This window comes from Micromonospora sp. RTBAU3-60, from assembly GCF_054963695.1.
Genome location: NZ_JBUEGB010000005.1, coordinates 84,156 through 96,625, shown reverse-complemented (window position 1 = coordinate 96,625; position 12,470 = coordinate 84,156). Strand labels below are relative to the sequence as shown.

Sequence of the window (12,470 nt, the reverse complement as noted above, 5' to 3'; positions counted from 1 at the left end):
GGGAGCAAGTCCGCTTGAAGTTGCGAGTGTGCAATGATGGCGGGGCCGCCCTCATCGTCTAGCGGCCCAGGACGCCGCCCTTTCAAGGCGGTAGCACGGGTTCGAATCCCGTTGGGGGCACGGTCCGGCTCAGGCCGGATGCAACACCAGCCAGGTCCTGTGGAGCAGTCGGAGTGCTCGCCGCCCTGTCAAGGCGGAGGTCGCGGGTTCAAGTCCCGTCAGGACCGCAAGCGCTGACGCCGCGCCCATCATGCGCGGCGTTCTGCGTATCGGCCGTGCGGTAGCATGAGCCGAGCAGCACGGCCAGGTAGCTCAGTTGGTACGAGCGTCCGACTGAAAATCGGAAGGTCGGCGGTTCGACCCCGCCCCTGGCCACATAGCCTTTCGCCGGGCTACAGGAGCGCCGACCAGCGGAAACGCCGGTCGGCGTTCTGCTTTTCGCCCCGAGGTCCCGCCTGTCCGGTCTGCCCCTCCTTGACCCCGGGATCCCTCTGTTGGCCGCTCCTTGTTGCACGGGGATTGCACGGCCCCGGCATGCCGGTCGGCCGGGAGAGCGTCGCCGACCCCTGCCTTGCAAAGATCAGAACTGCTGTCAGCCGGTGTCGAATACTGCCGCTAGCCTGGGGCACCGACGCCGACCGGCGACTCGGTGCAGTAGCGGACCTCGCCCGTATCCAGGTGGAGCGGTCAGCGGGCCTGGTGGGGAGTTGAGGCCATGATCCGGCGGAATGACCCGCTCGCCCTGTTGGGGATCGCCGCGGGCACGGCGACCGGCATTTTCGCCTGCGTAGCGCCCACCCACATCCCCTACACCCCCCTGATGCGGCTGCTGCTGTTTGTTGTGCCGATGGGCACGCTTGTGCTGCTCATGTATCTCGCGGGGCCGGCTGCCTTCGTGGCGGTGACCCGCACGCATGTCGTCGTGGGCAACCCGCTCGTCAGGTACAGCGTTCCACGGTCGCTGGTCGACGGCGTCGGAGGGAGTGTTCGGCTCAGCATCGAGCTGCGGGTCTCTGGGCACTCGCCCATTCCGATTGCGGCCCTGATTCCCGGCGTAGGCGGTCCCAACCGGTTGACCCTGGCCGGGTACCGCAGACGCTTCAACGGGATCGCGGCGCTCTTGGACGACACGCCGGCGACACTCATGGCCGGCACGATGGTGCGCCGGTACCGGTATGTACACCTCGTCCTCTTGGCGGTGGACGTGCTGGCTCTGGTCGCGATGGTGCTCTACGTCAGCACCGACCCCCTCACCGGTACGTAGGACCGAACCGGCCGGGTACATCCGAAAACATCAGCTCTGGACGGGCTGGTGAGGCGGATCTCCTCGTCGGGCAGTCGTAGACCGTCCAGCCTCCCCGGACGGGGACAAGGTGGAGCGCCCTACCGGACGAACGACCTTGGCCCCGTCCGGGGAGGCTGGTAGCCCTTGTGGTGTCCGGCGAGGTGATCCGCAGGCGGCATCTCTGAGGAGGGCCGGGGTTCGGGGCGGAGCCCCGAGGTCTTCAAAGGCTGTCGTCCCTTAGCGTGGCCGGCCGGCCCGGCCGATGCCGGCCGGAGGTCGCCAGCAGGCCGGGGCCGGGCCGGCGCGGCCCGCTTTGCGGGCCGCCTTGATCCTGTAGAGCGCAATTCGGCAACGTCTTCGGTTCTCACTTCGGTTCTCGCTCCTGGCACGTGCAACACCTAGACTCGGCCTGTCGGTATGCATGCCTGCATGGTGGAGGTGCTTCATGGCGGGGACTGCCCACCGGGCGCGGGTGGCGGCCGAACTGAAGCGCATCCGTGAGGGCTTGGGCGTCTCCGGTGAGGAGGTGGCGGCGGCCCTCGGGTGGTCGCAGCCCAAGGTGTCTCGGATCGAGAACGCGCGGATCGCGGTGAGCACGCGAGACCTAGCCACGCTGCTTCACTACTACGGGGTGCCCGAGGAAATCCGCGCCGAACTGCTGGCCATGAATGCTGACGACGAGGGCATCGGGGGAGCGTGGCTCGTGCGGGCCGGCGGTGTGACTCGCCGCCAAGGTGAGGTTGCGGCGATCGAGACGCGGGTTCGGTCGATCCAGCAGTACTACCCGTTGATGGTGCCCGGCCAGTTGCAGTCGCCGGAGTACGCGCTCGCCTATACCCGCAGCGGCGGTTGGCCTAACCCGGAGGCGATCGTCGCCCGGCGGATGAGCCGGCAAGCCCTACTCCGCTCGGATGATGCCCCGGCTTACTCCGCGCTTCTGGACGCTCGCGCCTTTCTCGCCTGGCCCGGAAGTCGTGAGGTGATCCTCTCGCAGGTGGCGTATCTACGTACTCGCGCCAAGCTGCCCAACGTGACTGTGCGGATCATTCCACTCGGCGTGGACCGGACAGCCTCGGCGATGGTGCCGTTCACGCTGTACGACTTCCGTGCCGAGTCCAGCCCCCGGGTCGTGTATGTGGAGTCCCAGACAGCCGATCTCTACCTGTCGGCACCCGCCGACGTGGAGGTCTACTCCGGCGTCTTCGATGCGCTCGCCGCCGATGCCCTGTCGCCGGACGATTCCATAGAGCACCTTGCGTTACTGGCTCGTCACATTGAGGATCTAGGGGATCCTCGATCAACTGACGGGAGGCCGTAGTGAGTCCTGACTTCAGCCGGGCCAAGTGGCGCAAGAGTTCCAACAGCGACAGCGGCGGGTGTGTTGAGGTCGCGTACGCCGACGGTGTGATCGGCGTCCGGGACACGAAGCAGGCGGGAACCGGGCCGATGCTGACCTTCACCGAGCGGGAGTGGTCGGCGTTCCTGGAAGGTGCCGCCCTTGGCGAGTTCACGCTCGATGAGCTGAAGCGCTGAGAGTTGGTCGTATGTCTGCGGTGACCGAGCGCCCGGTAGAGGCGTCGCCCAAGCGAGGCTTGGGCCTGCTGCTTGCCTCAACTGGCGTCTCGGTCACCGGGGACGGCATGCTCTTGGCCGCCGCTCCCCTGATGGCGGCGGCGTTGTCCCGTGATCCGTTGGCGGTGGCCTCGGTGTCGGCGGCCGGCTACGCCGCATGGCTTCTCGTTGGCCTGCCTGCTGGTGCGCTGGTCGACCGATGGAACAGGCGAACCGTTATGGTTGCCTCCGACCTCGGCCGGGCGGCGGTGCTGCTTGCCTTCGTCCTCCTGGTCGTGAGCGACAGCGCCACCATTGCCGGCCTCGCCGTGGCGGTCTTCCTCGTCGGGATCGGTTCCTGCTTCTTCGATCCGGCGGCCCAAGCTGTGATCCCGATGATCGTTGGCCGTGACAAAGAACGTCTCTCCCGGGCCAACGGCCGGCTGTGGGCGATTGACACCTTCGGGCGTTCGCTCGCTGGCCCGCCCGCCGGAGCGGCGGCGTTTGCAGCCGCCCGGGTTCTGCCCTTCGGTCTCGATGCTGGCTCGTTCCTGCTGTCGGCGGCCCTCGTGAGTCGGCTACCCGCGCCCCCGGCGAAGCCTGCTATCCAGCACGCGCCGATGCTTCCCGCCATCAAAGCGGGCATGGCTCACCTGGTCCGGCACCCTGAACTGCGCACCGTGACGCTGGGGATGGCGTCCTACAACCTCGGCTACAACGTCGCCTTCGCGACGCTGGTCCTCTACGCCCAGGACGTGCTGAACCTCGGCACGGTCGGGTTCGGTTTGCTGATCGCGACCGGCGCCCTCGGCGGCATCGCCGGCGGCTGGCTCGCTCCTCGCATTGCCGCCGCACTCTCGGCGCGTTCCGCCTACGCGGTCACTCTCGGGGTGCAAGCCGCGGCTTGGCTCGCCGTGCTGCTGGCGGGCAACCCATGGGTTACTGGTGTTGCGTTGCTGTTCGTTGGCATCGCCTCGACAACAGGCAGCGTCGTCGGCGGCTCCACCCGCCAGCTGCACACCCCGGACGAAATGCTCGGCCGCGTCGTGTCCTCCACCCGCCTCTTCGGCATCGGCTCCGCGGCTCTCGGGTCCGTCCTCGGCGGCGTCGTCGCAGACGTCGGCGGCCTCGGCGCTCCCTTCATCGCCGCAGCAGGCTTGCTCGCTCTCGCCTCGCTGGCCTTCGTGGCGGTGCGCCCCACTCGCTAGGCAACTCCCTGTCGTATCGACAGAAACGCTTGCCCTCGTCTATGCACGCGTGCATACTGTCCTCAGTGGTCTTATGCAGATGTGCATAAGGCAGGCGGGCGGCAGGTCGCCGGTCGCGAGAATGAAGGAGGCAGGGGCATGGCTGTCCCAAACACGATCAAGGTTCCGGTTCCGTTCGACTACGTGTTCCCGCAGGGCGCGCTGTGCCTGGGTGTGGAGCCGGTGACGGACTTCGACAAGCGCGGCCAGGGTGATGACCAGGCGCGGGACAAGGACACGGGCGAGCGCCTGTGGGTGGTGAAGGTGCTGGACCTGGACCCGGAGGCCGGGAAGTTCGGCGGCTCCAAGGAAGTCAAGGTGAAGATCGCCGCCCCGGTTCAGCCGGTGCCGCCGGCCTCGAAGATCCCGGGCTACCCGCCAGCGGTGCAGTTCACCGACGTGACCCTCACCCCGTACGTCGACTCGCAGCGGTGCAAGGGGTCGGGGAAGTGCCGGGCGCGGCAGGCGTGGTCGATCCGCGCCGGGGCGATGACCGAAGCCGCCGCGATCAAGCAGGCGGCCTGACCAGATCTGAACGCGCGGGGCGGGCCTCTTCCGCCAAGTCGACTCCCGCCCCGCGCCTTCACCTCTTCTCCCTGAAAGGAGTTGGGCTGATGCCCACGCTAGCTGACGCCGCCCGCATCGCCGGGAACCCGCGCCCCGCCCCGCACCGCCGCACCCACCGCCGCACAGTGATGCGCCTCGCCGGCCCCGGCATCCGGGCGGCCCGCGAGGTCTACACCACCGTCCCGGCCGACGCGGTCCGGGTGGCCGCGCTGGTGGAGATCTCCGCCGCCGCTGCGGCTCTGGCGCGGACGGTGGTGAAGCTGCGCCATCTGGACCCGGACCTGATCGCCCCGCACGTGGGCGACCGCGTCGACCTGCGCGCCGTGCTCGGTCGTGGCCGGTGGCTGCCGACCATGACCCGCCACGTTCCCGCCCCGGAGTCGGGGCTGGTCGACCTGGCCGCGCTCGTCCCGGCCCGCCCGGTGCGCCGTCGGGTGGTCCGTCGTCGCCCTGGCGCTCCGGGGCAGGGCTCTCTGTTCGCCGCCGCTGTCGGGGAGGGCTGAGTCATGCCGCTGGTGAACGTGATCCGGGGTGACCGGATCGACCCGGCCCCGATCAACATCCGGACCCCGATCATCCGCATCCCGACGTGGCTGGCCCTGACCTGGTGGACCATCAAGGGCTTCTGCCGGCTCGTCTGGCTGCTGTTCCGCTTCTGGTACGTCACCGCCCCGGTCGTGGTGTTCGGCTGGCTGTACCTGCGGTTCGGCTGGGCGGGTCCGGTCGGGCTCGTCGCCTCGGTGGCCGCCGTCGCCGCCGGGTGGGGCTTCGGTCACCGGCCCTCGTTCCTGCGGTTCGGGTGGTGGCCGATCCTGTCCTGCTACCGGCGCTGGGTCTACCGCCGTAAGTGGCTGGCGGCGATGGTCACGGCCAAGCTGGCGATCTCCTTCGACCGACACACCGTCCTGCCGGTGCTCAAGTCCGTCCGCTGCGGGTCCGGCGTGGACGTGGTGACGGTGCGGATGGTCACCGGGCAGATCCCCGACGACTTCGCCCGCGTCTCCGAGAGGCTGGCGCACACCTTCGGCGTCCGCCAGGTCAAAGCGTCCCCCGGCAAGCGCACCGACCTCGTGCTCCTCACGCTGTTCCGCGGTGACCCCCTCGCCCGCGTCGTCCGGCCCCTGCCCGTGCCTGCGGTGCCGGAGTTCACCGCCCTCCCGGTCGGCCGCCAGGAGGACGGCGACGGCTACGGCCTGCGGCTGTTCGGCACTCAGGTCCTGGTCGTGGGCGCCACCGGATCGGGCAAGGGCTCGGTCATCTGGTCCGTGGTCCGCTCCCTCGCCGCCGGCACCACCTCCGGCCTCGTCCAACTCTGGGGCCTCGACCCGAAAGGCGGCATGGAACTGGGCATTGGTGCGCCGATGTTCGCCCGGTTCGCCTGCAAGGACTACGCGGCCATGTGCGAGCTGATCGAGGACGCCGCCGCTCTGGCCCGCAACCGGGCGAGGAACCTGCACGGCCGGACCCGCCAGCACGTCCCGACTCCGGATGAGCCGCTGATCGTCCTCGTGATCGATGAGCTGGCGAACCTGACCGCCTACCTGACCGACCGCCAGCTGAAGGACCGCATCAAGGCCGCCCTGTCCATCCTGCTGTCCCAGGGCCGCGCCGTCGGCGTGCATGTCGTCGCCGCGATTCAGGACCCCCGCAAGGAAGTGCTGCCGTTCCGGGACCTGTTCCCCACCCGCATCGGCCTCCGACTCGCGGAAGCCGCGCAGGTGGACCTGGTCCTCGGGGACGGGATGCGCGACCGGGGAGCCCTGTGCGACCGCATCCCGCAGTCCCTGCCGGGTGTCGGGTTCGTGGTCATCGACGGTGACCCCACCCCGATGCGGGTCCGCTTCTCCTACCTGACCGACGACGAGATCCGCGACATGGCCCACACCTACGGCCGGCTGCGCGTGATCGACGGCGAGATTCTGGACGGTGCCGCATGAAACCCCACCCCACCCACACCCGCGCCGAACGCATCGAGGGCCTGGTCCTCGTCGTCATCCTCCTGCTCGTCGCCGGCTTCGCCGGGGCCGCCTCGTTCACCCACGTCAAGGACTGGACCCTCGACAACAGCCCGCCCGGCACCGGGGCCTGGTTCGGCTGGGCCAACGCCGTCATCTCCGAACTCGTCCCCATCGCCGCCCTACTCACCATCCGCCGCCGCAAGCGCACCGGCGGCCCGATCGGCTACCCGATGTTCCTGCTCGTCGCCGCCGTCGCCCTCTCCCTCGCCGCGCAGCTCGCCGTCGCCAAGCCCGGCCTGTCCGGCTGGCTGCTGTCCGCCGTCCCCGCCCTGGCCTTCATGGGCCTGTCCAAGCTCATCCTCGCCACCACACCCACCCCGGCCCCCGCCGACGAACCCGTCCACGCCCCGGCTGCGCCGGCCGTCAACCCGCCGGCCCGGCCGGTCGAGCCGGCTGCGCCGCCCCTCAACCCGCCGGCCACTGCTGCGCCGGAACCGGTCGCCCTGGTCCCGGTCGAGCCGCCGGCCCGCCCCGCGCCGGTCGCTCCGGCCCCGGTCGTGCCGGTGCCGTCGACCGCGTTCGTCCGCCGTAACGGCACCCCGCTGACTCGGGAGGTGACCCGATGAAAGAGCACTTCTTCTCCACCCTGTTCCTGGTCGGCGGCCTCATCCTGTTCTGCTGGGACCAGTACCGGCTCTCCGCCGCCCGCTATGAAGTCGCCGCCCTCCAACGCGCCATCCAGCGCGACCCGGTCACCGGCATCGCCAACCGCGCCGGCCTCGCCGCCGGCTGGGAACAACTCGCCCCGGCTCGCCCGTGGGTGGCGGTGGTCGACCTGGACGGCTTCAAGCCCGTCAACGACACCCACGGCCACGCCGCCGGAGACGCGGTGCTCACCGCCGTCGCCCACCGGCTCCGCACCGTTCACGGCGTGCCCGCCAGACTCGGCGGAGACGAGTTCGCCGCCTTGATCCTCGACCCGAACCCGGCCGCCGCCGTGCGCCAGCTGGCCGCTGCGATCGCCGCCCCGGTCCGGCTGCCCTCCGGTGCCGTGGTGTCGGTGACGGCCAGCATCGGGCTCGCCCCCGCCAGTCCGGCCGGCCTCGCCGTGGCCCTGGCGGATGCTGACGCCGCGATGTACCGGGCGAAGACCACCCGGACCGGCGTGGCGGTGTTCGACCCGCGCCGGGACGACCACACCACCCCGGCCGCAGACCGGCGTCCGCTGGTCCGGGTGCGCGACCTGGCCCCGTGCCGGGAGGTGAGCCAATGACGACCGTCCCGACCCTGCCCACCCTCACCCCGGCCGCGCCTGCCTCCCGTCGGGAGGACCCGCGGCCGGGTTCCCGGGCCGCCCGGATGCTCATGCCTCGCTCCGTCGACGTCGTCGCCGACCTGGCCGCCGACTACGGCGTCTGCACCCGCCCCGTCAGCCTCCGCCGCACCGACCTGGACTCGGGGCAGACCGAGGTGATCGACATGCCGTGCGGGGCCACCCAAGAGGCGAAGTGCCCGGCGTGTGCGAAGCGTGCCCGCCGGCTGCGACAGCAGCAGATCCGGGACGGCTGGCACCGCGATGACGAACCCGACCCCGGCCCCCTGCCGGCCACCGACGCGCAACGCGGGCTGATCGTGGCTCGGGCTCATCTCGAGTTCGCCCGCGACGAAGCCGCCCGCGCCTCGCAGTGGGATCAAGTAGCCGACCTGGACGACGCCATCGGAGAACTCGAAGGCCAGATCACCACCGAAGGACTCCGGGGCAGACCCGCGCCGCCGCACGCCAGCGACGACCCGGAGGACGGCGACGGCAAGCGGCGGGTGCGGTCGACCAAGCGTCGGCAGGACGCCCCGGACCTGCCCCGCCTGCCCGTCGAGAACCGCACCATCGGGCGGACCTTCGAGGGCAACTCCGGGCAGGTATTCCGGCCGTCGATGTTCCTCACCCTCACCCTCGACTCCTACGGCCGCGTGCACTCCGACGGTACGCCCGTCGACCCGGACAGCTACGACTACCGGCGGGCCGCCTGGGATGCCGTGCACTTCCCTCGGCTGCTCGATCGGTTCTGGCAGAACCTGCGCCGGGCGGTCGGATGGAACGTCCAATACGCGGGCGCAGTAGAGCCGCAACGCCGGCTTGCCCCTCACGCGCACTTCGCCATGCGCGGCACCATCCCCCGCGCCCTCGTCCGCCAAGTCGCCGCCGCCACCTACCACCAGGTGTGGTGGCCCCCGGTGGACGAGCTGGTCTACGAACCGGGAAGGGCGCCGCAGTGGGACGCCAACGCGGGCGGCTACACCGACCCGACCACCGGCGAGCTGCTGCCGTCGTGGGATGAGGCCCTGGACCTGGTCGACGCCGACCCCGACGCCGAACCCGTGCACGTGGTCCGGTTCGGCTCGCAGGTCGACGCCAAGGGCGTCCTCGCCGGCACCAAAGACGCGGACCGGTGCGTCGGCTACATCACCAAGTACCTCACCAAGCAGGCCGCCGACTGCCACGACGTGACCACAGGGCGGCAACGTGCCCACCTGGAACGGCTCTGGGCCGAGCTGCGGCACACCCCGTGTTCCGAGCGGTGCGCCAACTGGCTGCTCTACGGCATCCAACCCAAGAAAGCCCGACCCGGGCTCAAGCCGGGGAACTGCAAGAACAAGGTCCACAAGCGGGAAACCCTCGGCATCGGCGGCCGACGCGTCCTCATCTCCCGGCAGTGGTCCGGCAAAACCCTCACCGACCACCGGGCCGACCGCAGGGAGTGGGTCAAGGCGCTGCTCGGCGTCACCACCGACGCAGACACCGCCCCGGCCAGCGAACAACGGCACGCCTGGGAACTCGCCAAACCCACCGACCCCGACGTGCCACCCCTCGGCCACCGGGTCCTCCGCGCCATCTCCGAACGCATCCAATGGCGCGCCCAGCTCGACGCCGCCAGACGGGCCGCCGACCCGCCTAACGTTTCGGCAACCGCAGCCATCGATCCGACCGGGAAGGAGGCCACCGAGTGGAGAAGCTGCTGACCGTCAAGGAAGCCGCGGCCCGCCTCGGCACCACCGAGCGATTCCCCCGCCGGCTCATCGCCGAGCGACGCATCCGCTACGTCAAGCTCGGCGGCCACCATGTCCGCATCCCAGAAGCCGCGCTCGCAGAATTCATCGCCGCCGGCACTGTCGAGCCGGTCACCGTGGCGTGGTCGGGCGGAAGGGCGGTGGCCTGATGGGGAAGCGCCGTCAGTTCGGCATGGTTCGCAAACTGCCCTCGGGCCGCTTCCAAGCCTCGTTCCTGCCGCCTGGTGGTGTCGCTCGGCAGAACGCGCCGCACACGTTCAAGACCAAGACCGATGCTCACCGCTGGCTGACGTTGGTGGAGGCGGACATCTCGCGTGGCACCTGGTTGGACGACCGCGCGGCGGCGGAAACGTTCGGCAACTACGCGCGGGCCATCCTGCGGGACAGCCCGAAGATCGGTGTCCGCTGGCGGGAGACGTGCGAGCGGAACCTACGGCTTCACCTGGCACCGCTGGTAGACCTGCCCCTTCGGCAGGTGACCGCGAGCAGGGTCCGGGAGTGGCATGCCGCCGCCCTGCGCGGCACCGGTGGCCGCACCTCTATATCTCAGTCCTATCGGTTCCTGCGCATGGTCATGAACACCGCCGTCCGTGAGGGCATCATCGCCCGGAACCCGTGCCAGATCCCGGGTGCCGGTACGGTCCACGCCGCTGAGCGTCCAGTCGCCACCCCGGCTCAGGTTGTCGCCCTGGTCGACGCCATCAACCCGCGATACCGCACGGCGGTTCTCATCGCTGCATGGTGCGGCCTGCGGCGTGGAGAGATCGCGGGTCTGCGCGTCTCTGATGTTGACCTGACCGAGCACACGATCACCGTCCGTAAGGCACGTGTTGAGCCGCTGCACGACCGGGGAAAGGCGTTCGACAAAGATCCCAAGTCCGAGGCCGGCAAACGAACCATCGCCATCCCGCCGCACGTCGTACCGGTGATCCGCCTGCATCTGGATGAGTACGCGGGCAAAGAACGGCTGTTCATCAGCCGCGACGGATCGCCACTGCGGGGGGACACCTTGTATCAGGCATTCGTTCGGGCGAGGAAAGCGGTGGGCCTGGATGACCTGACGTTCCATGACCTGCGGCACACCGGTCAGACCCTCGCCGCGCAGACTGGCGCGACCCTGGCGGACCTGATGAAGCGGCTGGGTCACTCGTCCATGGCTGCGGCCCGTCGGTACTTGCACGCCGTCGACGGGCGCGACCGGGAGATCGCCAAAGCCCTGTCCGAGCTGGCCGCGCATGGCGATGTTGCACGGCTGCCCCGGCACATCACGATGCGTGGCTGAGTGATGGTTAGCCCCGTTGGGGCAGGAACAAGCCTGCCGCAGCGAGGAAAGTGAGCAGCGCTACCCCGATGAGAACGTTCTGAATTGGAGAGGGCATGTTCATAGCCACGACGACTTGCCCTGCAAGGAGACTCGCGCCAGCCAGGGCGACACCGCTACCGATACGAAACGCTCGGGTAGACGTCTGCCCGGAGCCGGACCCGATCTTGTACAACCGTCGCGTCACGGCGATGCGGAGGCCGGCTACGAGCAGTAGGCAGCCGATCGCCATGAGCGCCAGTTGGGTGACAACAAAAACGCCGTTCGTGTCACGCAGGCTCATCTGGTCATCGTCCCATGGTGCAGGGCAGTTCGAGGACAACACGGTGCGCTGCCAACTGCACGACCATTGCACGGCGGGCCACCGCGAGTCTCTGACCTGCGGAAATGCGGGTGCCTGCTGTGCGGGCGAGCGATACCGCCACCGAGACAATGCTTTACCGGAACTGGTTGCGGGGCGTGCTCGGCTCGGCCGACAGCGAGACCGCCAAGAAGTACGGTCCGGCGCTCTACGACGCCAAGTCGCTGACCTGGGGTGAGGCGCAGTCAATCCGCGCCAACCCGGCCACTCGCGAGACGGTCATCAAGGCCAAGCAGCAGCAGTGGATGACGGTCGCCGAGCAGATCAAGACGGAGGACCCGGAGGCGTACGAATACCTTCAGGGCGTCCGTGACATGGACCGGATCGGGGCCGGCTTCATCGCGGTGCTGGCCTCGCTGCTCTTCGCGATGTTCGACCTGACCGCCTCGCTGCTGGTGCTGCTCGGCTTCCTGATCTTCCGCTGGGCGGTGATCGCCGCGCCGATCCTCGGCACGGTCGGTCTGCTGCGGCCGGCGAGCGCCGGCCTCCGCCGGCTGGCGAACGCGGTGGTCGCGGCGGTCTTCAACATCGCCATCTTCGGCACCGGCGCGGCCATCTACCTGTTCGCGGTCGATCTCATCATGAACACGCCCACCCTGCCCGGCTGGCTCCAGGTGGTCCTGGTCTGGCTCTGCGGCGTGGTGGGTTGGCTGCTGCTCCGCCCGTACCGGCGGATCACCCAGCTCGGCGGCAAGGACAGCAGCGAGGCGATCAGCTCGGCCGGCTCCTGGCACCGCCGGTTCTTCCGCGACATCCGGGTGGCGGCCCGGCTGGACGTGGCCGAGCCCGGCGGCACGGCCGAGCCGGCGGTCGGCCGCCGACGCGGCGTCGTGCCCGACCAGAGCAGCCTCCGGCCGGAGGCCCGGCACGAGGACCCGTCGCACGGCGAGCGCCAGCGGCCGGACGGGCGGGAGCGGACCGAAGTGGCCCCGGGACCGGAACCGCAGGGCGGGCGTCGCCCCACCGCGCCGCGCCCCCGCCGGCAGCCGGCGAGCTGGACGGAGCCCGACGTGCCCGAGGAAGCTCCCTCCTTCGCCATCTACCGGCCAGGCTCGACCGACCGCGCGCCGGCCAAGCCGGCACCTCGGGTGCGCTCCGAGGCGCGGTGAGGCCG

13 protein-coding genes, 3 tRNA genes and 1 pseudogene are annotated in these 12,470 nt (G+C 70.0%); 16 read left to right on the top strand and 1 reads right to left on the bottom strand.

Going from position 1 to position 12,470, the window contains the following annotated elements; translation table 11 throughout:
* Positions 1–47: 47 nt before the first annotated feature.
* From ACY34I_RS07055 to ACY34I_RS06985, 15 genes are all read left to right on the top strand, one after another.
* A tRNA-Glu gene (locus ACY34I_RS07055) sits at positions 48–120 on the top strand.
* Between the two features lie 33 nt (positions 121–153).
* Positions 154–227: transfer RNA gene (locus ACY34I_RS07050), tRNA-Asp, on the top strand.
* A 74-nt stretch (positions 228–301) separates the two neighbouring features.
* Positions 302–375 (top strand) — tRNA-Phe (locus ACY34I_RS07045).
* A 340-nt stretch (positions 376–715) separates the two neighbouring features.
* A complete protein-coding gene (locus tag ACY34I_RS07040) occupies positions 716–1,264 on the top strand; it encodes a hypothetical protein (protein ID WP_462753599.1) in 549 nt (182 codons plus the stop codon).
* Between the two features lie 493 nt (positions 1,265–1,757).
* Positions 1,758–2,603, top strand: a complete 846-nt coding sequence (locus ACY34I_RS07035; protein WP_462753597.1) for a helix-turn-helix domain-containing protein — start codon at positions 1,758–1,760, stop codon at positions 2,601–2,603.
* Complete coding sequence (locus ACY34I_RS07030) at positions 2,603–2,818, top strand: DUF397 domain-containing protein (protein ID WP_462753595.1); 216 nt, start codon at positions 2,603–2,605, stop codon at positions 2,816–2,818. Before ACY34I_RS07035 ends, ACY34I_RS07030 begins: the two co-directional genes overlap by 1 nt.
* 11 nt (positions 2,819–2,829) lie before the next feature.
* The gene (locus ACY34I_RS07025; RefSeq protein ID WP_462753593.1) at positions 2,830–4,044 is read left to right on the top strand and encodes an MFS transporter; all 1,215 of its coding nucleotides are present in this window, start codon (positions 2,830–2,832) and stop codon (positions 4,042–4,044) included.
* Positions 4,045–4,182: 138 nt separating this feature from the next.
* Positions 4,183–4,608: a hypothetical protein gene (locus tag ACY34I_RS07020; protein WP_462753591.1), complete on the top strand. Its 426-nt coding sequence runs from the start codon at positions 4,183–4,185 to the stop codon at positions 4,606–4,608.
* Positions 4,609–4,697: 89 nt separating this feature from the next.
* Entirely contained in the window at positions 4,698–5,153 is a 456-nt protein-coding gene (locus tag ACY34I_RS07015) for a hypothetical protein (protein WP_462753589.1), read from the top strand.
* Between the two features lie 3 nt (positions 5,154–5,156).
* Positions 5,157–6,587 (top strand): FtsK/SpoIIIE domain-containing protein, encoded by a 1,431-nt coding sequence (locus ACY34I_RS07010; RefSeq protein WP_462753587.1) that lies wholly within the window; start codon positions 5,157–5,159, stop codon positions 6,585–6,587.
* Positions 6,584–7,234, top strand: coding sequence for a DUF2637 domain-containing protein (locus ACY34I_RS07005; RefSeq protein ID WP_462753585.1), 651 nt, complete (start codon positions 6,584–6,586; stop codon positions 7,232–7,234). The genes ACY34I_RS07010 and ACY34I_RS07005 overlap by 4 nt, the downstream gene beginning before the upstream one ends.
* On the top strand, positions 7,231–7,881 hold the full coding sequence (locus ACY34I_RS07000) for a GGDEF domain-containing protein (protein ID WP_462753584.1): 651 nt from the start codon (positions 7,231–7,233) through the stop codon (positions 7,879–7,881). The genes ACY34I_RS07005 and ACY34I_RS07000 overlap by 4 nt, the downstream gene beginning before the upstream one ends.
* Positions 7,878–9,626, top strand: a complete 1,749-nt coding sequence (locus tag ACY34I_RS06995) for a replication initiator (RefSeq protein WP_462753582.1) — start codon at positions 7,878–7,880, stop codon at positions 9,624–9,626. The genes ACY34I_RS07000 and ACY34I_RS06995 overlap by 4 nt, the downstream gene beginning before the upstream one ends.
* A complete protein-coding gene (locus ACY34I_RS06990) occupies positions 9,611–9,823 on the top strand; it encodes an excisionase family DNA-binding protein (RefSeq protein WP_462753580.1) in 213 nt (70 codons plus the stop codon). Before ACY34I_RS06995 ends, ACY34I_RS06990 begins: the two co-directional genes overlap by 16 nt.
* On the top strand, positions 9,823–10,956 hold the full coding sequence (locus ACY34I_RS06985; RefSeq protein WP_462753578.1) for a tyrosine-type recombinase/integrase: 1,134 nt from the start codon (positions 9,823–9,825) through the stop codon (positions 10,954–10,956). The genes ACY34I_RS06990 and ACY34I_RS06985 overlap by 1 nt, the downstream gene beginning before the upstream one ends.
* 7 nt (positions 10,957–10,963) lie before the next feature.
* On the opposite strand, the gene ACY34I_RS06980 is transcribed toward ACY34I_RS06985, so the two are convergent.
* Complete coding sequence (locus tag ACY34I_RS06980) at positions 10,964–11,278, bottom strand: hypothetical protein (protein WP_462753576.1); 315 nt, start codon at positions 11,276–11,278, stop codon at positions 10,964–10,966.
* A 107-nt stretch (positions 11,279–11,385) separates the two neighbouring features.
* Between ACY34I_RS06980 and ACY34I_RS06975 the strand changes: the two are divergent.
* A pseudogene (locus ACY34I_RS06975) lies at positions 11,386–12,465 on the top strand (MFS transporter); the annotation flags it as partial.
* Positions 12,466–12,470 lie beyond the last annotated feature (5 nt).